This window comes from Larkinella insperata, assembly GCF_026248825.1.
Lineage (GTDB): Bacteria > Bacteroidota > Bacteroidia > Cytophagales > Spirosomataceae > Larkinella > Larkinella insperata.
Genome location: NZ_CP110973.1, coordinates 3,833,396 through 3,856,016 on the forward strand (window position 1 = coordinate 3,833,396; position 22,621 = coordinate 3,856,016).

The 22,621-nt window shown below is 53.7% G+C and carries 25 protein-coding genes; 8 read left to right on the top strand and 17 right to left on the bottom strand.

Translation table 11 applies throughout. The annotated features are described in order from the left end of the window. Positions 1-11: 11 nt before the first annotated feature. Positions 12-1,265, top strand: coding sequence for a methionine adenosyltransferase (metK, locus tag OQ371_RS15325; protein ID WP_265988962.1), 1,254 nt, complete (start codon positions 12-14; stop codon positions 1,263-1,265). A gap of 74 nt (positions 1,266-1,339) precedes the next feature. On the opposite strand, the gene hpf is transcribed toward metK, so the two are convergent. The 8 genes from hpf to OQ371_RS15365 form a co-directional block, all read right to left on the bottom strand. Further along, on the bottom strand, positions 1,340-1,714 hold the full coding sequence (hpf, locus tag OQ371_RS15330) for a ribosome hibernation-promoting factor, HPF/YfiA family (protein ID WP_265988963.1): 375 nt from the start codon (positions 1,712-1,714) through the stop codon (positions 1,340-1,342). Positions 1,715-1,977: 263 nt separating this feature from the next. Then, positions 1,978-2,838, bottom strand: a complete 861-nt coding sequence (locus OQ371_RS15335) for an SDR family oxidoreductase (RefSeq protein ID WP_265988964.1) — start codon at positions 2,836-2,838, stop codon at positions 1,978-1,980. Between the two features lie 18 nt (positions 2,839-2,856). Further along, positions 2,857-3,711, bottom strand: coding sequence for an SDR family oxidoreductase (locus OQ371_RS15340; RefSeq protein WP_265988965.1), 855 nt, complete (start codon positions 3,709-3,711; stop codon positions 2,857-2,859). A 248-nt stretch (positions 3,712-3,959) separates the two neighbouring features. Next, a complete protein-coding gene (locus OQ371_RS15345; RefSeq protein WP_265988966.1) occupies positions 3,960-5,354 on the bottom strand; it encodes an alkaline phosphatase family protein in 1,395 nt (464 codons plus the stop codon). Beyond that, on the bottom strand, positions 5,351-6,577 hold the full coding sequence (eboE, locus tag OQ371_RS15350; RefSeq protein ID WP_265988967.1) for a metabolite traffic protein EboE: 1,227 nt from the start codon (positions 6,575-6,577) through the stop codon (positions 5,351-5,353). The genes OQ371_RS15345 and eboE overlap by 4 nt, the downstream gene beginning before the upstream one ends. Continuing rightward, on the bottom strand, positions 6,574-7,722 hold the full coding sequence (locus tag OQ371_RS15355; RefSeq protein WP_265988968.1) for a 3-dehydroquinate synthase: 1,149 nt from the start codon (positions 7,720-7,722) through the stop codon (positions 6,574-6,576). Before OQ371_RS15355 ends, eboE begins: the two co-directional genes overlap by 4 nt. Before the next feature lie 92 nt (positions 7,723-7,814). Further along, positions 7,815-8,690 carry a UbiA-like protein EboC gene (gene eboC / locus OQ371_RS15360; protein ID WP_265988969.1) on the bottom strand — a complete coding sequence of 292 codons (876 nt, stop codon included), beginning with the start codon at positions 8,688-8,690 and terminating at the stop codon, positions 7,815-7,817. A 72-nt stretch (positions 8,691-8,762) separates the two neighbouring features. Continuing rightward, the gene (locus OQ371_RS15365; RefSeq protein WP_265988970.1) at positions 8,763-9,695 is read right to left on the bottom strand and encodes a TatD family hydrolase; all 933 of its coding nucleotides are present in this window, start codon (positions 9,693-9,695) and stop codon (positions 8,763-8,765) included. Positions 9,696-9,901: 206 nt separating this feature from the next. On the opposite strand from OQ371_RS15365, the gene OQ371_RS15370 reads away from it, so the two are divergent. Together OQ371_RS15370 and OQ371_RS15375 are read left to right on the top strand one after the other, a co-directional pair. Next, positions 9,902-10,549 carry a DUF4136 domain-containing protein gene (locus OQ371_RS15370; protein WP_265988971.1) on the top strand — a complete coding sequence of 216 codons (648 nt, stop codon included), beginning with the start codon at positions 9,902-9,904 and terminating at the stop codon, positions 10,547-10,549. 87 nt (positions 10,550-10,636) lie between these two features. Continuing rightward, positions 10,637-11,308: a hypothetical protein gene (locus tag OQ371_RS15375; RefSeq protein WP_265988972.1), complete on the top strand. Its 672-nt coding sequence runs from the start codon at positions 10,637-10,639 to the stop codon at positions 11,306-11,308. 18 nt (positions 11,309-11,326) lie between these two features. Here OQ371_RS15375 and OQ371_RS15380 read toward each other — a convergent pair whose 3' ends face one another. From OQ371_RS15380 to rpsU, 3 genes are all read right to left on the bottom strand, one after another. Continuing rightward, the gene (locus OQ371_RS15380; RefSeq protein WP_265988973.1) at positions 11,327-12,079 is read right to left on the bottom strand and encodes an EboA domain-containing protein; all 753 of its coding nucleotides are present in this window, start codon (positions 12,077-12,079) and stop codon (positions 11,327-11,329) included. Between the two features lie 36 nt (positions 12,080-12,115). Next, positions 12,116-13,003 carry a tyrosine-type recombinase/integrase gene (locus OQ371_RS15385; protein WP_265988974.1) on the bottom strand — a complete coding sequence of 296 codons (888 nt, stop codon included), beginning with the start codon at positions 13,001-13,003 and terminating at the stop codon, positions 12,116-12,118. Positions 13,004-13,101: 98 nt separating this feature from the next. Then, on the bottom strand, positions 13,102-13,299 hold the full coding sequence (gene rpsU / locus OQ371_RS15390) for a 30S ribosomal protein S21 (protein ID WP_265988975.1): 198 nt from the start codon (positions 13,297-13,299) through the stop codon (positions 13,102-13,104). Positions 13,300-13,531: 232 nt separating this feature from the next. Here rpsU and OQ371_RS15395 point away from each other — a divergent pair, with 232 nt between their 5' ends. Genes OQ371_RS15395 through OQ371_RS15405 form a run of 3 tightly spaced genes read left to right on the top strand, consistent with a single transcriptional unit; the run spans position 13,532 to position 15,407 of the window. Next, positions 13,532-14,464 carry a Ppx/GppA phosphatase family protein gene (locus OQ371_RS15395; RefSeq protein WP_265988976.1) on the top strand — a complete coding sequence of 311 codons (933 nt, stop codon included), beginning with the start codon at positions 13,532-13,534 and terminating at the stop codon, positions 14,462-14,464. Continuing rightward, a complete protein-coding gene (locus OQ371_RS15400) occupies positions 14,464-14,904 on the top strand; it encodes a MarR family winged helix-turn-helix transcriptional regulator (protein ID WP_265988977.1) in 441 nt (146 codons plus the stop codon). Before OQ371_RS15395 ends, OQ371_RS15400 begins: the two co-directional genes overlap by 1 nt. A gap of 14 nt (positions 14,905-14,918) precedes the next feature. Continuing rightward, entirely contained in the window at positions 14,919-15,407 is a 489-nt protein-coding gene (locus tag OQ371_RS15405) for a PaaI family thioesterase (RefSeq protein ID WP_265988978.1), read from the top strand. Positions 15,408-15,469: 62 nt separating this feature from the next. Here OQ371_RS15405 and OQ371_RS15410 read toward each other — a convergent pair whose 3' ends face one another. Next, positions 15,470-16,222, bottom strand: a complete 753-nt coding sequence (locus tag OQ371_RS15410; RefSeq protein WP_265988979.1) for an SDR family NAD(P)-dependent oxidoreductase — start codon at positions 16,220-16,222, stop codon at positions 15,470-15,472. Between the two features lie 144 nt (positions 16,223-16,366). On the opposite strand from OQ371_RS15410, the gene OQ371_RS15415 reads away from it, so the two are divergent. Further along, the gene (locus OQ371_RS15415) at positions 16,367-17,560 is read left to right on the top strand and encodes a dipeptidase (protein ID WP_265988980.1); all 1,194 of its coding nucleotides are present in this window, start codon (positions 16,367-16,369) and stop codon (positions 17,558-17,560) included. Positions 17,561-17,644: 84 nt separating this feature from the next. Beyond that, a complete protein-coding gene (locus OQ371_RS15420; RefSeq protein ID WP_265988981.1) occupies positions 17,645-18,478 on the top strand; it encodes a hypothetical protein in 834 nt (277 codons plus the stop codon). A 63-nt stretch (positions 18,479-18,541) separates the two neighbouring features. Here the strand turns inward: OQ371_RS15420 and OQ371_RS15425 are convergent, their stop codons facing one another. From OQ371_RS15425 to sufD, 5 genes are all read right to left on the bottom strand, one after another. Further along, positions 18,542-18,967, bottom strand: a complete 426-nt coding sequence (locus OQ371_RS15425) for a BrxA/BrxB family bacilliredoxin (protein ID WP_265988982.1) — start codon at positions 18,965-18,967, stop codon at positions 18,542-18,544. 128 nt (positions 18,968-19,095) lie between these two features. Continuing rightward, a complete protein-coding gene (locus tag OQ371_RS15430) occupies positions 19,096-19,407 on the bottom strand; it encodes an SUF system Fe-S cluster assembly protein (RefSeq protein WP_265988983.1) in 312 nt (103 codons plus the stop codon). A gap of 11 nt (positions 19,408-19,418) precedes the next feature. Beyond that, a complete protein-coding gene (locus OQ371_RS15435) occupies positions 19,419-19,868 on the bottom strand; it encodes a SufE family protein (protein WP_265988984.1) in 450 nt (149 codons plus the stop codon). A gap of 60 nt (positions 19,869-19,928) precedes the next feature. Continuing rightward, positions 19,929-21,167 carry a cysteine desulfurase gene (locus OQ371_RS15440; RefSeq protein ID WP_265988985.1) on the bottom strand — a complete coding sequence of 413 codons (1,239 nt, stop codon included), beginning with the start codon at positions 21,165-21,167 and terminating at the stop codon, positions 19,929-19,931. Between the two features lie 129 nt (positions 21,168-21,296). Beyond that, positions 21,297-22,616, bottom strand: coding sequence for a Fe-S cluster assembly protein SufD (gene sufD, locus OQ371_RS15445; RefSeq protein ID WP_265988986.1), 1,320 nt, complete (start codon positions 22,614-22,616; stop codon positions 21,297-21,299). Positions 22,617-22,621: the final 5 nt, after the last annotated feature.

The following is a 22,621-nucleotide window of genomic DNA, read 5'->3' on the forward strand; positions in this document are numbered from 1 at the left end:
TCTTACGTACAATGCCCTATCTATTCACCTCAGAGTCAGTTTCTGAAGGACATCCGGATAAAGTTGCGGATCAGATTTCTGATGCATTGATCGACCACTTTCTGGCTTACGATCCCTCGAGTAAGGTTGCCTGCGAGACCCTCGTAACAACCGGTCAGGTGGTTTTGGCCGGAGAGGTTAAAACGTCTACGTACCTCGATGTGCAGAAAATTGCGCGGGAAGTAATCAAGCGGATCGGGTATACCAAGAGTGAATACATGTTCGAAGCCGATTCATGCGGCATATTATCCGCCATTCACGACCAGTCGGCCGACATCAACCAGGGTGTCGAGCGTTCGAATCCGGAAGACCAGGGCGCGGGTGACCAGGGGATGATGTTTGGCTACGCGACCAACGAAACGGATAATTACATGCCGTTGCCGCTCGATCTGGCCCACAAGATTTTGCAGGAACTGTCGTACATCCGCAACCACGAAACGGATATTTTGACCTACCTGCGGCCGGATGCCAAGTCGCAGGTGACAATTGAATACAGCGACGATGACAAACCCGTTCGCATTGATACGATTGTGGTTTCGACCCAGCACGACGATTTCGGGACGGATGCCGTGATGCTGGAGCGTATTCGCGAAGACATTATCAACGTGGTCATTCCGCGGGTGAAAGCCCAGTTGAAGCCGGAATTGCAGACCCTGTTTACCGACAACATTACGTATTATATCAACCCGACGGGCAAGTTTGTGATCGGCGGGCCGCACGGGGATACCGGTCTGACGGGCCGTAAAATCATCGTCGATACCTACGGTGGCAAGGGAGCCCACGGCGGAGGAGCTTTCTCCGGTAAAGATCCCTCCAAAGTAGATCGCTCGGCGGCTTATGCCACGCGGCACATCGCCAAAAACCTCGTGGCGGCTGGTCTGTGCGACCAGGTACTCGTTCAGGTTTCCTACGCCATCGGGGTCGCTAAACCGTGCGGTTTGTACGTCAATACATACAATTCGGCCAAGGTGGACATGACCGACGGCGAGATTGCAACCAAAATCGAAGAAATTTTCGACATGCGCCCCTACGCCATCGAGCAGCGTCTGAAACTGCGCAACCCGATCTATTCGGAGACGGCGGCTTACGGACACATGGGTCGTCAGAACCAGGTGGTGAAGAAAGTGTTTGGTACCAACGGTAACGCAAAAGAAGTAGAAGTGGAGTTGTTTACCTGGGAAAAACTCGACTACGTTGATAAAATCAAAGAAGCCTTTGGTTTGTAAGAGCGTTTTGGGCCACGGTACAAAACAAAAAAGCCGTCTCGAAGAGACGGCTTTTTTGTTGGCGTGCAGCTCCGTTAAAAATCGATGTCGTCGTTAACAACACCCATTTCTACCAATTCTTTTGAATCTTTGATCTGCTGCACCGAGATGTTCCGTTGCTTATCTTTATGACGTTTTAGCTTGTTTTTCAGAGTATCCAAAACCATGTCCGTTGCTTCTTCGAACGTAGTTCCCTGTTGCTGAACGAAAATGGAATCTCCTGGTATCAGGAGTTTAACCTCGACAATTTTGTGTTTAATCCGACTGCTTTCACTTCCTTCCAACCTCAAATAAACTTCACCGTTTACAATCCGGTCGTTGAAGGTATCTAACTTGTTCAGTTTTCTTTGAACGAAATCCAGCAAGCTTTGATCTGCTGTAAAATGGACGCAATGAATTTGAATTCTCATACGTGTCGCATGGTTTAAAGTAAAACAAAGGATCCACGAACTACCTAAGTTTAGAAATCCGGCTGACAGTGTCAAGAGGCTGCCCGAAATATCCAACTTAGGATATTATACAAATCAATACGAATTATATCTCACGCTTCAGCACGCTTTGTTTATCGGCTTAGAAGCCAGCCGTGGTGCAGCAAAAATTCTTCTTATTGTCTAATTCTCCAATCTGATAAATCAGTCAGGAAGGTGATTTTTTGCAGTGTTTTGCACGGATTTTACGTGTTAACGACCTCTCCGCCGTTGACATGCATCACCTGACCGGTCATGTAAGAGGCATCCTCGGAGGCTAGAAAAACAAAGGCCGGGGCCACTTCGGCCGGTTGTCCGACGCGTTCCAGGGGCGTATCTTTACCAAATTTGGCGATTTCTTCTTCCGTTTTGGTCGAGACAATCAGCGGGGTCCAGATCGGGCCGGGTGCCACGGCATTAACCCGGATGCTGCGTTCCACCAAATGCTGCGATAACGAACGCGTAAAGGCCGTTACGGCCCCTTTTGTCGATGCATAGTCGATCAGCGCTTTGCTGCCCCGGTACGAAACAACCGAGGTGGTATTGATGATGCAGTCGTAGGCACCCATGTGGGGCAGCGCCTGCTTGACCAGCCGAAACATCGCCAGAATGTTGAGTTCAAACGTTTCGATCAATTGCTGATCGCTGATGTCCGTAAACTCCTTCTGTTCGACATGGTTGGCGGCATTGTTGACCAGGATGTTGATGTGGTGGTATTGGTCGACAACCTGGCTGACTACTTGTCTGATAAATGACGGGTTTCGCAGGTCGCCGGCAAGCAGCAGACACCGTCTGCCTTCGGCTTCCACCAGGCTTTGGGTTTTCTGGGCATCCTCTATTTCGCGGGGGTGGTGAACGATGGCCAGATCGGCCCCTTCGCGCGCAAAATGCACCGATACCGCCCGGCCAATACCGCTGTCACCACCCGTGATCAGGGCGATTTTATTCTGTAATTTTCCGCTGCCTTTGTAGTCGTCCCGGATGTAAATCGGCTGCGGATGCATCTCGCTTTCTAAACCCGGCTGGGCATTCTGACGCTGGGGCGGAGTTTCGAGTTCTAGGTTCATGCTGGTTGTCTGGTTAAATCAGGCGTTGATGATCGTACCGCCGTTGGGGTGAAGCGTCTGGCCGGTAACATAACTGGCATCGGCTGATGCCAGATAAACATAGGCCGGAGCTACCTCGCTGGGCTGGCCGGGGCGCTTCATCGGCACATCCTGACCGAATTGGGCCACCTGCTTCGCGTCCACCGAAGCCGGATTGAGCGGGGTCCAGATCGGACCGGGAGCAACGCCGTTTACCCGAATTTTCTTTTCCGCCAGATTCGACGACAGGGCTCGCGTGAAGCTCATGATGGCGCCCTTGGTGGCCGAATATTCTGGCAGGTCGGCGCGGCCCTGGTAAGCTGTTACCGACGTTGTGTTGATGATGCTGTCGCCTTCGCTGAGGTATTTGAGCGACGCCCGCGTAACCCGAAAAAACGAATAAATGTTGATTTCGAAGGTATTGACCAGGTCCTCGTCGGTCATGTCCTCAAACCGCTGATGGGCGAGCTGTAACCCGGCGTTGTTGACCACAATGTTGAGTTTGCCAAACCGCCGGACGGTATCCTCCGGAAGCCGCTCGCAGTACGACGGATCGCGCAGATCGCCGGGCAGCAAGAGGCATTGTTGCCCCTCCCGTTCCACCAGTTCACGAGTCCGCTGCGCGTCTCCTTCCTCGCGTGCGGTGTAAGCAATGGCGACATCGGCACCTTCGCGGGCGAAATGAACCGCCACGGCCCGGCCAATACCGCTGTCGCCACCCGTAATCAATGCCACTTTCCCTTTTAATTTCCCGGAACCGACGTAGGTGTATCCAATCACCTTCGGTTGCGGATCCAATTCGCTCTCCAAACCAGGTTGAATGTCCTGATGCTGGGGCGGAATCTTCGTTTCCATAACGTTTTTGCAGTAGTTGAGTAAATCAGAAAGCTGATTAGACAGGCGGGGAAAACCGAGGAGGAAAAGACAAAATGAGGATTTCCGCAGGGGGATTCTTCACGTCTCTCGTCTCACTTCTCACCCGTTTTGTCTACCTCTAACAACCCGAATCCGGCCGTATTGATTGAATTCTATTATCAAACGGGACAAGAAAAAAGCCGAATGTTTATGAACATTCGGCTTTCGGTCAACCTGCGGTCGATTGGTCAGACAATTTTCTGCGGTATTTCGGCCGTCAGTGCTTCCCAGATTTTGTCGTAGACCTCAACGGCCGGGATCGGGGTTGTACTCGACTGCCCTTTGCGGGAGGAAACAAAAACCGGGTGGTTGGCGGTTGGCGTTCCGACGCGGCCGTGGGAGCCTTTGATCAGCGTGGCATCCAGCGGAATCACGTTCATCAGGTAGCGGAATCCCAGCTTTTTGCGGATCAGTTTGTAACCGGCTTTCAGCTTGATCAGTGGGTTGGCCGGGTCCATAAACATCTCGACCGGATCGTAGCCGGGCTTGCGGTGAATATCAACCAGCCGGGCGTAATCCGGGGCTTTCGCGTCGTCGTTCCAGTAATAATACGTAAACCAGCTATCCGCGTCGGCCATGAGCACCAGGTCCCCCGAACGCTCGTGGTCCATGTGGTATTTCTGTTTACCGGCTTCGTCCAGAATCAATTCGATGCCGGGCGTTTTCTCCAGGATCGAACGAACCTGAGCGGCACAGGACGGGTCGTTGATGTAAACGTGGGCCACCTGGTGGTCGGATACGGCAAACGCCCGCGACGCGCCCGCATCAAGCAATTCCAGACCCTGTTCAACCCGGACGTTGATCAATCCGGCTTCCCGCAGCAACCGGTTCGGGTGAATCGGGCGGCTCACGTTCATAATACCGTATTCTGACAAAATGATGATTTCCGCGCTTTGCCGCTCGTAATGTTGAATCAGATCCTTGAGAACGTCGTCGATTTCGTGCAGTTCTTTAGCGCTTTTGGCCGGGTCCTGCCCAAACTTTTGCAGGCAGTAATCCAGGTGCGGCAGGTAGATCAGCGTCAGCGTCGGGTTATGCCAGCGATCCACGAGCAGCGACGCATCGGCAATCCAGCGGGTGGATTTGATGTTGGCGTTGGGCCCCCAGAAGTTAAAGAGCGGAAACGTGCCGAGTGCATCCTGAAGACGATCGCGCAGGTCGGAAGGGTGGGTGTAACAGTCGGGAGCTTTGACGCCGTCGGCGTGGTATTGCGGGCGCGGTGTTACCGAGAAGTCGGCGGACGAATACATATTGTACCACCAGAACATCTTTGAAACCGTAAACGAGGGGTCGAGTTGCCGGGCGCGTTCCCAGATTTTTTCGCCACCGACGAGCTTGTTCGACTGCTTCCAGAATTTGATTTCGGAATCGGTCCGGTCGTACCAGCCGTTGCCGACAATGCCGGTTTCGGTGGGCCATTTTCCCGTTACGTAGGTCGACTGAACGGCGGTGGTAACGGCGGGAAGCATGGGTTCGATGGACGAAAGCTGCTTATCGGCCACCCAGTTTTTCAGAAAAGGCGTATGTTCGCCGATCAGCGAAGCCGACAAACCCACCACGTCGATGACTACGGTTTTTTTCATGATATCTGCTTTAGTACCCACTCCAGTTCCCGGCCAATCGAATCGTTCAGCCGCATTTTGAGATCTTCGGGCAGCACTTCCCACGTGTAGGTTTCCACTTCCAGCTGCTCCGTAAACGGTTTTTCCCGCTGTAGCCGCAGCACGTCCGTAATGTCATCCTGCGTGGATTGGAGTAGCCCGTAATCATCCACAAAAAGCGGGACGTGAAAGTGCGACCGCCATTCAACGTGCGTTTTATCAAAAGCCAACAGGGCTTCCGGTAAATCCGGATACCGGAGTAAGTCACCCGTGTCGTTCAGAACTACAACCTGGTGCAGATACGTTGGTTCGTTGAATTGCCGGAATTGATCCAGAACGGCTTCGCGGCTGTTTCTTTCGACCGGAAACGTAGCTTTCAGGGCCGCGCTGATCTGGATTTTGCCGACTTTCAGGTCGTTATCCTGCATCTTTTTCAGCACGTCTTCCGGGCGTTCGTAGCCCACGGCAAAGTGGCAGACGTCGTAGCACAACTGCACGTGTTCGCGCAGGGCCGCTTCGCATTCGCCCGCCGACCAGCCGAATTCGTCGTTCAGCCGCTCAATACCGATGGGCAGCAGGTACAGGTTAAACCATTCGATAAACTCGTCGGCCGTTTCCAGCAGGCCGTCGGGTTCGGGTTCAATGTCGAGGTGGAGACTGATGCCTTCCTGCTGCTTGATCCGGACAAGTTCTTCCACCACCGTCAGCATCCGTTGCGTGGTGGCTTCAAAAGCCAGATCGCGCTGGTCCCGATTGCTCCACTGAAACCAGTAACGGTAAGAGAGCGGTGAGGTTGAAATGCCTGCTTTGGTAAGCGGAACCGAGGAATTGGCCCTGACCAAAGCCGCCAGCAGGTGAAAAAGCCGGATGGTGTATTCAACCCGTTCGGACGTACGCCAGTCGGGCGCGTGCACCTGATCTTTAACCCGGGTGTTGTGAAACCCGCCGTACGGAAAGCCGTTCATCGTGTAGACGTAGCAGTCGTTGTCGGCCAGCCATTGCTTGAATTCCTGCAACCGGTCGGGATGGGTCAGGTCCTCGCAGGCGATGTTCGACAGCCGCAAGCCGATGCCAAACGGAGCGTCGGGTGAAAGCTTTTGTTTGAGGGCCGGAATGGCCTGTTGCAGCGCCAGAAAGTGGTCGGTCCAGTGTTCCCCGGCGTGGATGTTGGTGCAGTAACCTAAGTGACCAAGCGGAGTTTTCATGCGGGCTGAATTTCGTCTTCTTTCAGAATGCCAATCACTTCGCGAATCAGGCTCAGGTCCATTTCGTGCACTTCCCGACCGGTACCGATGGCCGTCAGCAGCATGATGGTCAACTGACCGCCCAAGTGCTCCCGAAATTCGTTCAAACCGTTCAGAACACCGTCGCCGTCGAGGGCGGGGTGGAACAACGAGAAACCGAGGGCGCGTTCCAGGTTCAGAATGCGGGTCGTGTCGGCTTCGCTGAGCCAGCCCAGCCGCTGCGAATAGAGGCTGTCGAGGGCAATACCGATGGCTACGGCTTCCCCGTGACGAATCTCAAAATGGGTCAGTTGCTCGAGTTTGTGGGCGCTCCAATGGCCGAAATCCAACGGCCGGGAAGAGCCCATTTCAAACGGGTCTCCGCTGGCGATGTGGTTCAGGTGCAACTCGGCGCAGCGGTGAACCAGGTACTGCATCGCGTCCAGGTCGCGGCCGGCCAGCTTCTCGGCGTTCGTTTCCATCCACTCAAAAAAAGCCTGGTCTTTGATCAGGGCCACTTTAATGGCTTCGGAAATACCCGCCCGCCAGTCGCGGTCGTCGAGGGTGGTCAGAAACTGGGAGTCATTAAAAACCGCGATGGGTGGGGCAAACGAGCCCAGAAAATTTTTCTTTCCGCGGTAATTGACACCGTTCTTGACGCCAATGCCCGAATCGTTCTGCGACAATACCGTGGTCGGAATCCGGATGTGCCGGATGCCCCGGTGCGAGATGGCGGCTACGTAGCCCACCAGGTCCAGAACGGATCCGCCCCCAACGGCTACTACGTACGAATGCCGGTCGATACCGTGCCGATCTATTGCATCAACGAGCTGTTCAACCAGTGCCGGATCGTTTTTCGAAGCTTCTCCGCCAGGAATGACGATCAGATCGGGGATAAGATCAACGATCGAGAGATTCGCAAAATAGGCTTTGATCTGATTCAGTAACTCGGGATGGCTGGCGGTAACTCCCTCATCCAGAATAAATAACAGTTTCTTGCGGAAACCTTCTGAATGATTTTTTTTCAGGAAATTAAGGAAGGACAGGTTACTCGTTTCGAATAGACGGTCGGAAAAGTAAACATCGTATGTAAACCGAACGCTAAAGGTTTGGTGAAGGGTATTCATTCCTCGCAATAGTGATTTATAAAAATGTAAAGTTACTAAAAAACAAAAAGAGGTTTGCCTTTTAGAACACACAATTGCAGGGATACGTTCGGTTAGGTTACCGCAAATACCTTGGCCAGCAGCCGCGACAACGGCAAAAGACAAACGACTAGCATGGCCAGCGGGAACGAGGCAAAAGCCGCCACCCAGGCCGCATTCATCACAATCAGAGAAAGAACCCCTGCTTTGACGGCCATGCCAATGTTGGGTCCGGCGGGTTCACGAACGGCGCGCCAGAGGGGCGGAAAAATAAAGTAGCCGAACAGAAGAAGAAACGGAAACGCCGTACCAAACTGGTCCTTCCGCTGGGCAATGGCCCCGATGCACCCGATAACCAGGCCGTACAACAAGCCCGCCATGCGCAGCGTAACGGTATTTCCACCGTGCACTTCACCCCGGCTGATCATGGTAATGGCGGCAATGTAAATGATCGGGATCAGACCCAGCGCACCCCAGACAAAAACCTGATCGGGCAGAATACTGATGCCCAGCGCCAGATTCAGACCCCGGCACAAACCCATGTTCAGCGGCCCCAGGATGGCGTTGTGTTTCCCGAATTTGTCATAAACCAGCGACGCGACGGCAATGGCAACGGCCAGCCAGCCCGCCGTTGGGTTGACCATCCAGGCGGCCGCAATACCAATTGCTAACAAAATGACGGCCAGCGACGTGGCAGCCCCCAAACTGACCTGCCCGCTCGGAATGGGGCGCTCCGGTCGTTCAACCGCGTCCAGTTCGGCGTCGAAAACGTCGTTGAAGACCACGCCCCCTCCGTATAGTCCCACCGTTGACAAACAGAGCCAGACCACCGGCGCCGGGTCAGCGTCCAGAATGAGGAAGTAACCGGCAATGGCCATGCCCGCCATCACATCGGCAATGGCTGTAATCAGGTTCGCAGGACGGGTTAGTCGGAGAAGCGCAAGAAGCATGAGTTTGAATGATGAATGATGAACGATGAATGAGTGTTCGCTTTCGCGCAATTCATCGTTCATCACTCCTCATTATTTAATGATTGTCGAGGATTTGTCCACTCTCGGCGCCTGACCCCCGCGGAGGACGGAGCTTCCGTTGTAGCGCTGGCTCTGGTCGATGTCAATGGGTTGCTCCAGCTCTTCGGCGTTAAGCTGACCGCTCTGGGCGAAAGCCGTCACCGCGTTCTGGAACGTAACGAGCCGGATGGTGTCGTCGGCAATGCCGCGTTCTTTCATCAGGGCCGCCGTTTTGGGCAGTGCCAGCGGATCGCTGATGCCCCAGTCGGCCGCGGAATTGATCATGATCCGCTCCGGACCGTACTGTCTGACGACCTCCACCATGCGCTCGTTGCCCATTTTGGTGAACGGGTAAATAGTGAAACCCGCCCAAAAGCCCCGATCCAGCACTTCCTTGACGGTTTCTTCGTTGTTGTGGTCGACAATCACCATGCTGGGGTCCAGGCCGTGTTCGATGGCAATGTCCATGCTGCGGCTGGTGCCCTGTTTTTTGTCGCGGTGGGGCGTGTGAATCTGGACCGGTAAACCGGCTTCTTTGGCCAGTTCCAACTGGGCGCGGTAGTATTTTTCTTCGGCGGGTGTCTGGTCGTCAAAACCGATTTCGCCCACGCCGACAACTCCTTCCTTATAGATAAACAACGGCAGGATTTCCATAACCTGCTCGGCCAGAGCCTCGTTGTTGGACTCCTTGGAATTTAGGCCGATGGTGCAGTAATGCCGGATACCGAATTGCGACGCCCGAAACCGTTCCCAGCCCACCAGACTGGCAAAATAATCGCGGAACGAGTCGACTCCGGTGCGCGGCTGGCCGAGCCAGAAGGCGGGTTCGATGAGGGCCACGATGCCGGCGTCGGCCATGGCCTGGTAATCGTCAGTGGTGCGGGAGGTCATGTGAACGTGCATGTCGAAAAACTTCATGCCCCGCACAGTATCTAGAAAACTCATGGTTTTGTTGACTTATCGAAAAAGCAAAGGTAGTGGACCGGTCTACGAGTTGCAAGCAGATTTATTTTGGAGAATTATTAGAAAGTGATTAAGAGCCGTTGCCTTTTTATCAAAACCGAAGGCAAAAACGTTTAGTTAATAAGAGACGACAATCCAGTTGTTGTCTACTAAAAGTTACGTTGCACCCTTTTGTTAGTTAACTAACCATGAAGATTACATTTCAGATTCTGCTGTGGGTGAGTATATGCGTAGGGATAGGGAGTGGAATCAGTTCCTGCCGTCCGGACTCACTCAAAGACCTGTCGCCCGAAGAGAGCCAGGTGTTTATTACCAACCGCGACCGCTCGGTCAATTTTGCCAATTACAAAACGTTCAGTTTGCCGGATTCGGTGATTGCGGTTTCCAACGATCAGTCGCAGGTTTCCAACACCGGCTTGGAGCCGACTTTCCTGAACCGACTGGCGCAGGAGCTGACCAGCCGGGGTTACCAGCGCGTAAACCGGCGGGCTAACGCCGATCTGGGTGTTGCGGTCATGCTGATCAACAACAGTTACGTGGGCGTTTCGTCGATGCCTTTTTCGCCGTATTACCTTGATTACTGGGGATACGGTGGCCTGGGGGGCTGGGGTGGCTTCGGCCCGTATTACCCGAACTACTATTCTTTTTACCAGGTTAGCGACACCTACTGGATGATTCAGCTGCTTGATCTGAAAAGCCCAAACACGGCTGATCAGGAGTTGAACGTAATCTGGCAGGCGCAGATTCGCGGTAGCGGTATTTTTGATGCCAACTCCGTCAATACCATCCTTAGCCGGGTTTTTGAACAATCATCTTACCTGCGGGCCAACCAATAACGGCTGGAGAAGAAGTTGCTAAGCATAATCAGGGATTTGAGCGGTACGCGCTGGCGGCATCTCTCATCTCTCTAATTCATCAAAGTCATGAACAAAAAGATCATATTGAGCATACTGGGCTTATTCTGGGCACTGGGAGCCGTTGCGCAGATAGGAGAAGACCCGGAAGATACGCAAAGAAGTTACGACAAGTCGCTGTACGACCGGTTTGTGTCGGGTCGGGTGACGGTTTTTTACGGGGCAGCATTGCCCATGGGTAGCCAGCAGAACTACATCGACAAAGTAGGAAATCGTAATTTTTCCGTTGCGGTTGAAGCCATGTTTCCGGGTCGTTTTTCGGTGGGTGGGCGCATCGGCCAGAACTACTTCCAGCAGCGGTTGCCCCGTCAGGTCTATTCGATGGACGACGGTTCCGAAATCTCCGCCGTTCAAACCCGTACCTTGACGGTTGTGCCCCTGCTGGCCATCGGTTCGGTGTACCTGAACGACATCAATTCAACCGTCCGGCCTTACCTGCAAATCGGGGCAGGGGGTGCCTATGTTGATTACACGAAGTATTACGGTACGTTAAGCGATCAGAAAACGAGTATCGCGGCTGCACTAGCGCCGGCCGTGGGGGCCAAGTTTCAGTTTGGCAAGGGAAACAGCTTCGGCGGTGAGGTGCAGGCGCAGTACCAGAACGTGTTTTTCAAATACAACGAATTGAGCAACAGCAGCAACCTGATGCTTTCGGTCGGCTTGTCGTACCGCTGGCTATGAAGTAATCGTATGCACGGACTAAGCGGAGACACCCGCTGGTCCGTGCGTACCAAATAATTCTTCCAGTTCAGCCCGGTTGCCTTCCGTGACAAACGGTTTCACCAGCGTCCACAGTTCGGGGTGAACGGTTCGTCCGGCGGCCCGGCGTTCCCGCGCATAGTCAGTGGCGATGCGGGCTAGTCGTTCGTTCGTCCGCTCTTCAAAACCAGCGATTTGCTCAACCGCCTTGTCGCTGAAGAACGCCTTCATGATGAGTTGATTCCAGGCCGGTTCGTCGAGTTGCTCGGCCGGATACGGATTGTGCAGCATGAGCGCTTCCTGAACGGGACCGATGTTGCTCCGTACGGCTTCGGTCGCCAGAAAACGCCAGTGTTCGGGAAAGCGCAGCACCGGCAGGGCCGAATACAAGGCAACGAGTTCGTTCATTTCAGCCGCCTTGAACAGATTCTCAATCGTGCTGGTGTACGCAGCCTGATCTTCAGCAGGCAATTGCAGCAGCCACCAGACCCGTGCCAGCCGGTCGAGCGACCATCCTTCAACCACAAAACCGTTTCGCAGGTCCTGAATTTCGCTGATCGTAGCGGGCGGAACCGTCAGGGTTTGTTTCCCGACAAAACGCGGAAGCGCAGTAAAGACCCGGTAAAAAAGGGCTTGCGTGGGCGTTTTACGGTAGGCGTCGGCTTGTTCGGTCAGGTACGTGACGGCTTTTTCAGCGTTGGGTTGCCGTTGAATCAAGTCGAGCAGGGCGTCGGAAAGTGCAGATGCATTCATGCCGCAAAGGTAACAAGCAGATCAACGACTGACAACTCATCCCGCTTTCGGATGCGCCTGGTTGTAGGCCTTCTTCAATTTGTCGATGGTTGTGTGCGTATAAATCTGCGTCGCGGCCAGGCTGCTGTGCCCCAGCAAGTCCTTGATAGCGTTCAGGTCGGCACCCCGATTGAGCAGGTGGGTAGCGTAAGTATGGCGCAACACGTGCGGGCTTTTCTTTTCCAGTGTTGTAACCAGTTCCAGATACCGTTTCACAATTCGCTGAATCAGAACCGGGTAGGCCCGAACCCCCTGATCGCTCAGGATCAGGTAAACGGGATCTGCCAGGGTGCCAAACTGCGTGTCTCTGGCCTGCTGGTATTGCTGAATCAGGGCAAACAGCGGGTTGGGGACGGGAATGATCCGGTGCTTATTGCGCTTGCCCAGAACCATGATGGTTTTTTCGTACAGATTGACATCGGCCATTTTCAGGCCAACCAGCTCCGCCAGCCGGATGCCCGTGCCGTAGAGCAGTTCGAGGACCAGTTTATCGCGTAATCCCTTGAAATCGTCCGGGAAATCCACGTTGTCGAGCAGCGTTTCCATCGGCTTCTCTTCCACAAATACCGGAACTTTCTTGCTGGCTTTCAGGGCCGCGATTTTCAGCATCGGGTCGATTGTGATGGTCTTCCGGCGAAGCAGAAAGCCATAAAAAGCCCGCAGCGTGGCAATTTTCCGATTCACCGACGTTTTGTCCAGGCCCGTATCAACCAGACCGGCAATCCAGGAGCGGATCTGCTGAAAGCTTGCAGCCTCGGCCTGCTCCAGTTCGTACTGGCTCTTCAGGTAAACCTGAAATTGCTCGATATCAGTTCGGTAGGCCATGAGCGTGTGATGGCTCAGGCGTTTTTCGTAACGGATGTGTTCAAGAAATAGCGAAACCATAGGGGCAAACCGGCAGATGTAAGCACCAAGATAAAATAAAAAAGCAGTAAGCCCATGCCTACTGCCAAACCCATGCTGTTGCTAATCAGCCTTACAGACTATGCTTCGCTGTTATTGCCGTACATTCTTTCGCGGTAAACGGCTTTCAGAATTTCCTGACGACGCTTGATCGACGGTTTCTGGAAAGCAGTCCGGGAACGCAGAGAGCGCAATACGCCGGTTTTTTCAAATTTCTTCTTAAAGCGCTTGAGGGCTTTGTCAATCGACTCGTTTTCTTTTACGTTTATGATAAGCATATCCTGCTATTCGTTAATTTTCTGATACCAAACGGATTGCAAAGATAGACTTCTGAAAGGAAAAAACCAATAGTTTTGTGCGAAATCATTGCCGGTTGGCAGCGTAAAATGGTTCTGTGGGAAAAAGAAGTAAGGAGTTGGAGGATAGGGTTATTAGCCATCCAGTCTGCCCGCCCTTTTTCAACCATTTGGACGCTTCAACCGTTTAACCCTTTCATCACCCACGTTTTGAATGAAACAGGCCGTTATTGACCTTGGAACGAATACCTTTCATTTAATGATTACGGACGCCGGGCAAACCCTCTTCCGGGAAAGCCGACCGGCCAAGATCGGGAAATCCGGCATCAATCAGGGCGTTATCACCGAAGAAGCAACTGAACGCGCGCTGGTCGTGCTGCGGTATTTTCGGGCAGTGCTCGATCAGCATCAGGTTCCGGCGGAGCAGGCCGTGGCCATCGGCACCAGCGCCATCCGGAATGCCGGGAATCAGGCCGAATTCATCGAACGCGTCCGCCAGGAAACCGGGATTGTGATCCGTTCCATTTCGGGCGACGAGGAAGCGGGCTACATTTACGCCGGTGTGCGGGCGGCCGGTGCGCTCGGTGAGCCGATGGCGCTCGTGGTCGATATTGGGGGCGGCAGTGTTGAATTTATTCTCTGTACGCAGCAACGGATTTTCTGGAAACAAAGCTTTGAAATCGGTGGGCAACGGTTGCTGGAACGGTTTATGGAAACCGACCCGATCAGTCCGGCGGCCGTTAACCGGATGGACCGGTATTTTCAGGAGCAGTTACTGCCGCTGACGAACGCCATTCACCAATACGACCCCGTGGTGCTGGTGGGTTCGTCGGGGTCCTTCGATACGCTGATCGATATGCTGTTCGTGCAGGAAAAAGGACACTGGCCCGACGAAAACCAGACGGCTTCTGAATTGCCCCTGGACGCATTTTACCGGTTTTACGAATTGCTGGTAACGCGCAACCACGACGAACGGATGCAACTGCCCGGCATGATCGAGCTGCGCGTCGACATGATCGTTGTCGGGGTGTGCCTGATCAACTACCTGCTGCGCACCTACGGGCTTCGGCAGATTCGGGTTTCAACCTATTCGCTGAAAGAAGGGGTGCTGGCGGAACAGCTTCACGCTCAAAACGGATCGGTCTGATGCAGGATGCGGATGAAACCTGTTCTCCGGACCACGGTTTTTGCATCGCTGAGCGGTTGAGGATGCTTTCGCGGGTAATTACTTCGGTCTACAACGAAGCCTTTGCGGCTGAAGGTATTACCTTTGTCCAGGCCCGTCTGCTCATGCAGATTGCGGCCCAGCCCGGAATCCGGCAGGTTACCCTATCGAAACGGCTTCAGATCGAAAAGTCGGCCCTGAGCCGGGATGTGCAGTTGCTGCAACGCAAAAGCTGGCTGGCCGACTCCATTCGGACGGGTCTCGTTCTGACCGATTCCGGGGCCCGGGTGGCCGGGCGCTGTCAAGTCATCTGGCGGGCGCTCCACGAGCGGGTTGAGCAGCAGCTGGGGGCCGAAACCGTGCAATCGCTGGACCAGATTTCGCGGCAGATTTTTAACTTAAAATCGACTCATTCATTTTAATATTTTAATCAGTAATGGCCATAGAACGAGAACGGTCCTATACCTGGGAAGATCCGATGGAAGGCGCACAGGCCGCCAAGCAAATGTCTGGACTGGAGTATCTACAAAGCATTCTGGACGGCGTCAATCCGTTGCCGCCCATCTGCCAGACGCTGGATTTTGATCCGGTGGCGGTGGAAGACGGCAAAGCGGTTTTTACCGTTATTCCCTCCGAAATTCACTACAACACGATTGGCGTGGTGCACGGCGGTTTGTTAAGTACGCTCTGCGATTCGTCAATGGGGTGTGCCATTCATACCAAGCTGGCGGCCGGCATGAGCTACACCACGCTGGAACTGAAGGTAAATCTGGTGCGGCCAGTGACGGCCAAAACCGGCAAATTAATCTGCACCGGCACGGTTATCCACGTCGGTCGCAGCGTGGCCACCGCCGAAGCCCGGGTCGAGGACGAGCAGGGCAAGCTTTACGCTCACGCCACCTCAACCTGCATGATTTTCCAGTAAGGGCAACGGTTTGATGGCGTTTGAAGGGTGCTGTCACAGTACCCTTCAAACGCCAATCAGGTCTACTTGCGGTAAATCGTGGTGGCGGCTGCCTGCGCGGCTGCCAGAATGGTCAAGTCGGCGATGGTGACGTGGGGGGGAGCCGTAACGGCATAGACAACGGCATCGGCAATGTCGCTGGCGCTCAGGGGTGTAAACCCTTCGTACACCTTGCCCGCCCGTGCTTCGTCGCCTTTAAACCGGACCAGTGAAAATTCCGTTTCAACGGCGCCGGGCGCAACGTTCGTAACTTTAATGCCGTACTGGGTCAAATCCAGCCGCATTCCTTCGCTCAGGGCTTCCACGGCGGCCTTCGAGGCACAATACACGCCACCGTTGGCGTAGGTCTGTTTTCCGGCAATGGAACTGATGTTGACAATGTGGCCGCGTCCGCGCGCTACCATGCCCGGCGATACGGCCTTGGTGACGTAGAGCAGTCCTTTCACATTCCCGTCCATCATCGCGTCCCAGTCGTCCACGTTTCCTTCGTGAATCGGCCCCAGGCCGTGTGCGTTTCCGGCGTTGTTGATCAGAATATCCACGGTTTTCCAGTCATCGGGCAGCGACGAAATGGCGGCTTCCACGGCGGCCCGGTCGCGGACATCGAAGTTGAGCGTATAACACTCGGAGTGCTGACTCAGCGCTTGCTTTACTTCGTCGAGCCGCTCCTGGCGTCGGCCGCAGAGAACAAGCCGGTACTTCAGTTTGGAAAAAGCCGTGGCAATGGCAAGACCGATGCCGGAGGTAGCGCCGGTGATCAGGGCTGTAGGGGTCATAGACGTTGGAATTAGTGAAAACAGTCAATTACGAAATAGCAGTTGGACAAATCAAAGCCTGAAGGGCTCCGGAGACGGTTTAAGCGGCTAGTATAGCAATATTTCAGCGATTCTTTTCTAACTTGGGAGCTAGACCGATTGTTAATGAACGCACTTTTTTCCTTCTTTTTAGTCTCCGCACTTTTCTTTTTGCCTTCCGATCGACTTGGCCGGAAAGCCCATAAAATTCACCAGCGCATTCTGACCCTCGATACGCACGCCGACGCTCCCATTATGATGGTCCAGAAAGGGTTCGACGTGGGTGAACAGCACGACCGGGTGCGCGACAAATCACAGATTGATTTCCCGCGCATGAAGGAAGGCGGCATGGACGCCATGTTTTTTGCGGTTTACATGGCCCAGGGACCGCGCACCCCGGAGGGCCACGCCAACGCCAAAACCAAGGCGCTCGAAATTTTTCAAAGCATCCACGACGCCCTGAAAAAACACCCTGACCAGGCCGAACTCGCCACGACCCCCGCCGATGCTTACCGCATTGAAAAAGCCGGAAAGCGGGCCGTTTTCATTGGCATGGAAAACGGCTATCCCGTCGGGGAAGATTTGACACTGCTGAAAACGTATTACGACCTGGGTTGCCGGTACATCACGCTTTCGCACTTTGCCAATAACGCCATCTGCGACTCAGCCACCGATCCCGACGGGCCGGTCCATAACGGTTTAAGTCCGTTTGGACGGCAGGTTGTACAGGAAATGAACCGGTTGGGCATTCTGATTGACGTCTCGCACGTTTCCGATAAATCATTTTACGACGCGCTGGCCCTGTCGAAAGCGCCCCTGATTGCGTCCCATTCCAACGTGCGGGCGCTCTGCGATTTTCCCCGCAACATGACCGATGATATGATCAAAGCACTGGCGGCCAAAGGAGGGGTAATTCAGGTCAATTTTGTGAGCGATTACCTGCGCAAACCGTCGGACGAACACCGGCAGGCGCTGAATGCCGTCCGGATGTCGGGGGTAGGACGGGCGGTAACTCCCCAATTTCAGGCCCAGCTTGATGCCAAGGCCGACTCCATTCAGAAACGGTATGCTTACGAGCGGGCCAGCGTCGCCGATATCGTCAAACACATTGATTACATTGTCCGGCTGGTGGGGATCGATCACGTCGGTATTGGCAGCGATTTCGATGGGGGCGGGGGTGTCAACGGCCTGGAAGACGTCAGCCAGATTGAAACCCTGACGCTGGAACTGCTGCGCAAAGGCTATTCCGAACAGGATATCGCTAAAATCTGGGGCGGTAACCTGCTGCGGGTGCTGGGCCAGGCGAAAGTGGCGCCGTAACGCCGTAGCCGTGCGCCCGGAATTTTTCCGCCATTCCAACGCAAGGCCGGGTAGCGGAGTCTTAAGCAGAAACGGTCGTTGGCTATGAAACCAATTCAGTTGCTTTGGGGCCTGCTGTGGCTGGTGAGCGCTTGTAAATCCGACAAAGTACAACCGATTCCCGCTACCCTTGAACGGATCGAACTACGGGCCGGTGATCGGGTTCAGGAAGAGGTGGTATGGAACCGGCAGGCCAATCGGGTTGATATCCGGCTGTACGAAACTGCGTTGGTGGATTCCAGCGGTAAGCCGCCCTTACTGGCCCGAAATACGTATTTTTTCAATGCCCAAAACCAGCTTTCCTCCAGCGAACACGAGGGCTATTACACCATCTGCGGATTTTGCTCGACGCCCATCCCTCCATCAAAGCACCCCACCAGTTCCTACACCATGACGTATCAGTATCAAAACGGGGTGCTGACCCAGGCCGAACGGCAGGAAGTTCGAAATAACCAGACGGTTGTTGTGGGCAAGCAGGTTTTCCACACCGATTCCAAAGGCCAGATCGGCCGTGTGGAGCAATGGTACGGCTTTTCTGGTCCGCTGGCGTTATTTGAAACGCTGACCTTCCGGTACGACTCCAAAGGCAACCTACAGCAGCGGGAGACGTTTGCGGCCAATGGATTTCGTCAGGAAGTTCTTACTTTTCAGTACGATAACAAACCGAATCCGTTCCGGACGTTGGGCCTGATTGATTTCGAACCTCGTTATTTGAGTCCCCATAATGTTGTCTATCGGCACCGGCGAATTTTTGAAGACGCCGACCCGCCGGGCACCGTCCGCCAGAACGAACAAACTATCCGGTACACGTACCATGCCTCCGGGTGGCCGGTAACGATGGACGACGGAAACCGGCTTCTGAGGATTAGCTACGACTAAAACTAATGCAAGAAAAAAGCCGGTAACGCTACGTTACCGGCTTCATTTTTTAAAAGCTATTGCTTATGCTTTTTCGCAGAACTCTTCGAACGCCATTTCCAGGTGTTGAGCGATCATTTGCGCCGAACGTCCTTCAATGTGGTGACGCTCAATGAAATGCACCAGCTCGCCATCCTTGAAAATACCAATGGCAGGTGAAGAAGGAGGATAGGGCAGCAGGTATTCGCGCATCCGGGCCGTAGCTTCCATGTCGACACCGGCAAAAACCGTTACGAGTTTGTCGGGTTTAATCCCGCTGTGGGCCAAGGCCGCCTTCACGCCCGGACGAGCCGCACCAGCCGCACAGCCGCAAACCGAGTTAACAACTACCAGCATGGTGCCGTCGGCGTTTTGCATCACCTCATCAACCTTCTGGGCCGAATTCAGGTCCTCAAACCCGGCGCTCAGGAGGTCATCCTTCATCGGGGCAACTAAATGTGGAGGATACATTGTATGGAGTTTTAAAGTTTATTTTGAATGATTACTATGTGTATGATCAGATGGTTAGGAGTGGATTAACCCACCGGCCACCAAGGCCATTTTAACCCCTAACCACAACAACCGCCTAACCGTTCCTTTTACATAAAGCCTAATTCCAGTTTGGCCACTTCCGACATCATTTCGGTGCTGTAAGGCGGGTCAAAGGTCAGCTCGACGCTCACGTCGTTTACGCCCTCAATGGCCCGTACTTTGGCTTCGATCTCCGCTGGTATCGTGCCCGCCGAAGGACAGGAGGGTGAGGTCAGCGTCATCAGGATGTAAACGTTGTTGATCGGAAATATCTTGATTTCATAAATCAGGCCCAGTTCGTAGACATCAACCGGAATTTCCGGGTCATAAACGTCTTTGAGGGCTTTTATCACTTCTTCTTTCAGTTCGGATTCACTCATGACTGTATGCATTAAAGAGTTGACTGTTCCGCCGTTTGGTTTTTGCCCGCCTGCTTGGTAGCAAACTGTTTCATTTGTTGAATCATGGAAGCCAGACCACCGGCGCGTCGCGAGGTTACCAGGTTACTCAAACCGATTCGGTCGATGAAATACAGATCGGCGTTGGCAACGGCTTCGGGTTTTTCATCCGACAGAATCCGGATGAGCAGACTGACCAATCCTTTACTGATCTGGGCCGTCGGTTCGCTATCCGCTTCAAAATGGACGTGATTGCCCTGCATTTCGGAATGCAGCCACACTCTCGACTGACAGCCCCGGATCAGATTGTCATCCGTCTGAAACTGCTGCGGCATGGGAGGGAGCTTTTTGCCCAGATCAATAATATATTGTGTCTTATCGAGCTGATCATCAAACAGATCAAATTCTTCGATAATCTCGTCCTGTTTCTCGTTAATTGTCATAATGATAAGGTACCCAAAAGTAGGGCTTGTTGGGCGACGACTTCAAGCAACCGGCGGCCGTTACAGCATCATCTTCTGAACGCGGTGCAGACCCTGCACCAGCCGGTCAATTTCTTCTTTTGTGTTGTAAACCGCAAAGGAAGCCCGGGTGGTTCCCGTAATGTTAAACCGGCGCATCAGCGGCTGGGTGCAGTGGTGACCTGTCCGGACGGCAATGCCCTGCTGGTCGAGAATAACGCCCGTATCCTGGTGGTGAATACCGTCCAGAACAAACGAAACAACGCTGATTTTTTCGGCACCCTGACCAATGATTCGCAGCCCTTCGATGCTCTGGAGCGCTTCCGTGGCGTATTCAAGCAGGCTGTGCTCGTAAGCCGCTACGTTTTTCTTCCCGAGCGTTTCCAGGTATTCCAGGGCCGCATACACCGCAATAACGTCGGCAATGTTGGGCGTTCCAGCTTCAAATTTATAAGGCAGATCGTTGTAAGTCGTCTTTTCAAACGTAACCTCTTTGATCATTTCACCTCCTCCGCGCCAGGGCGGCATGGCGTCCAGCACATCCCGTTTGCCGTAGAGCACCCCCATACCGGTCGGGCCGTAGAGTTTGTGCGCCGAGAAAACGTAGAAGTCGGCATCCAGGTCCTGAACGTCAATGTCGAGGTGTGAGCTGGCCTGCGCGCCGTCAATTAGCACTTTGGCGCCGACGGCGTGGGCTTTCTCAATGATGGTTTTCACCGGGTTGATGATGCCCATTGCGTTGGAGACGTGCACGACCGAGACGAATTTGGTCCGTTCGGAAAGCAGTTTTTCGTATTCTTCCAGAATCAGATCTCCGTTGTCGTCGATGGGAATTACTTTCAGCACACAGCCTTTTTCCTCGCACAGCATCTGCCAGGGAACGATGTTGGAGTGGTGCTCCATCGTGGTGATGATGATCTCGTCACCCTCCTTCAAAAACCGGCGGCCGTAGGTCTGCGCCACTAGGTTGATACCGTCCGTGGTGCCGTAGGTAAAAATAATTTCTTCCACGTGGGCGGCATTCAGAAACTGCTGAATGGCCCGGCGCGACGACTCAAACGCGGAGGTGGCTTTTTCCGCCAGCGCGTGAATCCCGCGGTGGATGTTTGCGTTGTACCCCTCGTAATACCGGGTCAGAGCGTTCAGCACCGGCAGCGGTTTTTGCGTGGTGGCCGCATTATCAAAATAAACCAGCTGCCGACCATTAACGAGCTGATCAAGGATCGGAAAGTCCCGGCGGATGGCTTCTATATCAAGAATTTCGTGTGGTGCAAGTTGCATAGGAATGGGTAAGCTGTCAAAAAATAACACGAAATGGCGGAGAATGGTGCGGGAAATTAACGTAAAAAACGAATAGCGAACGCTGTTTACGTCGCTATTCGTTTCACGGAGATCGGTAGAACGATTCGGCTATCTGGCCAGCTTGGCCTGGATCCGACGTTCGATCTGCTCGCGCAGCGGATCGATCTTGATCTTTTTGATGACATCTTCGGCAAAGGCATACATCAGCAGCGACTGCGCTTCGTCTTTCGGTATACCGCGTGAGCGAAGGTAGAATAAGGCTTCTTCATCGAGTTTACCGGTCGTGGTGCCGTGTGAGCACTTCACGTCATCCGCAAAAATTTCCAGTTGCGGCTTGGTGTTCATCGTGGCGTCGTTTGAAAGCACCACGTTTTTACACGACTGGTAGGCGTTGGTCTTCTGGGCGTCCTGCCGCACGAAAATCTTGCCGTTGAAAACTCCCGTCGAACGGTCTTCCAGAATCCCCTTGTACAACTCGTTGCTGTGGGAATTCGGTTGACGGTGATCCACCAGCGTGTGGTTGTCGATGTGCTGGCGGCCGTTCGGGAAATACAGACCGTACATGTGCGCTTCGCATTCCGAGCCGTCGAGGGCGATGTTCAGGTTGTTCCGGATAAAACCGCCGTCGAGCGTCACCGTGGCCGAATAGAAGTAGCTACGGTCTTTCTGATCGACCTGCGTGGTCCCAATGTGGTAGGCCATATCCGACTCGTTCTGGACTTTGTAGTATTCCATCCGGGCGTCTTCGGCTACCACGATTTCCGTTACGACGTTGGTAAAACTGGCCTGATCGCCCAGCGTGCGGAACGATTCGGCAATTTTTACTTCGCCGTTCTTTTCAACGATAAACAGGTTTCGGGGTTGCGAAGCGACGTTTACCGAGCGGGCATCGGAGATAAACCGCAGAATCGTCGGGGCTTCCACCGTGGTGTTGGCCGGAACGTGAATCACCACGCCTTCCTGGGCAAACGCCGTATTTAAAGCCGTAAAAGCATCTTGCTGGTAGTCGGCGTACTTGGCAAAATATTGGTTCAATAAATCCGGCGAAGTTTTCAGGGCTTCGTCCAGCGTGGTAATGGTCAGCTGATCGGCCGGGCTGACAATCTTCGACAACTGGGGCTGATACAAACCGTTGACGAAATACAGCACGTTGCCTTCCAGCCGGGAGGATTCCAGTTGCACCAGGTCTTCGACCGTGACCTGCGAAGCCGCATTGAACTCGAATACCTCTTTAATTAAACTATTGACATTGGTATATTTCCACTCTTCGTGCTTGATGGTGGGAAAACCCAGCCGGTCAAACTGATTGAGTGCTTCCCGCCGAATTTGGTGCAAAGCCGTCTTACTGGCACCGTTCAGCCGCTCTTCCAAGCGCTGGAAATCGGCCAGCAGTTTAGCTTTCAAGTCGTTATTCTGATTAGGAGTCATTCTAA

Excerpts from the sequence above, each read along its gene's own strand:
- metK (WP_265988962.1), top strand. The coding sequence starts at position 12 with ATGCCCTATCTATTCACCTCAGAGTCAGTTTCTGAAGGACATCCGGAT.
- hpf (WP_265988963.1), bottom strand. The coding sequence starts at position 1,714 with ATGAGAATTCAAATTCATTGCGTCCATTTTACAGCAGATCAAAGCTTG.
- OQ371_RS15335 (WP_265988964.1), bottom strand. The coding sequence starts at position 2,838 with ATGAACCTAGAACTCGAAACTCCGCCCCAGCGTCAGAATGCCCAGCCG.
- OQ371_RS15340 (WP_265988965.1), bottom strand. The coding sequence starts at position 3,711 with ATGGAAACGAAGATTCCGCCCCAGCATCAGGACATTCAACCTGGTTTG.
- OQ371_RS15345 (WP_265988966.1), bottom strand. The coding sequence starts at position 5,354 with ATGAAAAAAACCGTAGTCATCGACGTGGTGGGTTTGTCGGCTTCGCTG.
- eboE (WP_265988967.1), bottom strand. The coding sequence starts at position 6,577 with ATGAAAACTCCGCTTGGTCACTTAGGTTACTGCACCAACATCCACGCC.
- OQ371_RS15355 (WP_265988968.1), bottom strand. The coding sequence starts at position 7,722 with ATGAATACCCTTCACCAAACCTTTAGCGTTCGGTTTACATACGATGTT.
- eboC (WP_265988969.1), bottom strand. The coding sequence starts at position 8,690 with ATGCTTCTTGCGCTTCTCCGACTAACCCGTCCTGCGAACCTGATTACA.
- OQ371_RS15365 (WP_265988970.1), bottom strand. The coding sequence starts at position 9,695 with ATGAGTTTTCTAGATACTGTGCGGGGCATGAAGTTTTTCGACATGCAC.
- OQ371_RS15370 (WP_265988971.1), top strand. The coding sequence starts at position 9,902 with ATGAAGATTACATTTCAGATTCTGCTGTGGGTGAGTATATGCGTAGGG.
- OQ371_RS15375 (WP_265988972.1), top strand. The coding sequence starts at position 10,637 with ATGAACAAAAAGATCATATTGAGCATACTGGGCTTATTCTGGGCACTG.
- OQ371_RS15380 (WP_265988973.1), bottom strand. The coding sequence starts at position 12,079 with ATGAATGCATCTGCACTTTCCGACGCCCTGCTCGACTTGATTCAACGG.
- OQ371_RS15385 (WP_265988974.1), bottom strand. The coding sequence starts at position 13,003 with ATGGTTTCGCTATTTCTTGAACACATCCGTTACGAAAAACGCCTGAGC.
- rpsU (WP_265988975.1), bottom strand. The coding sequence starts at position 13,299 with ATGCTTATCATAAACGTAAAAGAAAACGAGTCGATTGACAAAGCCCTC.
- OQ371_RS15395 (WP_265988976.1), top strand. The coding sequence starts at position 13,532 with ATGAAACAGGCCGTTATTGACCTTGGAACGAATACCTTTCATTTAATG.
- OQ371_RS15400 (WP_265988977.1), top strand. The coding sequence starts at position 14,464 with ATGCAGGATGCGGATGAAACCTGTTCTCCGGACCACGGTTTTTGCATC.
- OQ371_RS15405 (WP_265988978.1), top strand. The coding sequence starts at position 14,919 with ATGGCCATAGAACGAGAACGGTCCTATACCTGGGAAGATCCGATGGAA.
- OQ371_RS15410 (WP_265988979.1), bottom strand. The coding sequence starts at position 16,222 with ATGACCCCTACAGCCCTGATCACCGGCGCTACCTCCGGCATCGGTCTT.
- OQ371_RS15415 (WP_265988980.1), top strand. The coding sequence starts at position 16,367 with ATGAACGCACTTTTTTCCTTCTTTTTAGTCTCCGCACTTTTCTTTTTG.
- OQ371_RS15420 (WP_265988981.1), top strand. The coding sequence starts at position 17,645 with ATGAAACCAATTCAGTTGCTTTGGGGCCTGCTGTGGCTGGTGAGCGCT.
- OQ371_RS15425 (WP_265988982.1), bottom strand. The coding sequence starts at position 18,967 with ATGTATCCTCCACATTTAGTTGCCCCGATGAAGGATGACCTCCTGAGC.
- OQ371_RS15430 (WP_265988983.1), bottom strand. The coding sequence starts at position 19,407 with ATGAGTGAATCCGAACTGAAAGAAGAAGTGATAAAAGCCCTCAAAGAC.
- OQ371_RS15435 (WP_265988984.1), bottom strand. The coding sequence starts at position 19,868 with ATGACAATTAACGAGAAACAGGACGAGATTATCGAAGAATTTGATCTG.
- OQ371_RS15440 (WP_265988985.1), bottom strand. The coding sequence starts at position 21,167 with ATGCAACTTGCACCACACGAAATTCTTGATATAGAAGCCATCCGCCGG.
- sufD (WP_265988986.1), bottom strand. The coding sequence starts at position 22,616 with ATGACTCCTAATCAGAATAACGACTTGAAAGCTAAACTGCTGGCCGAT.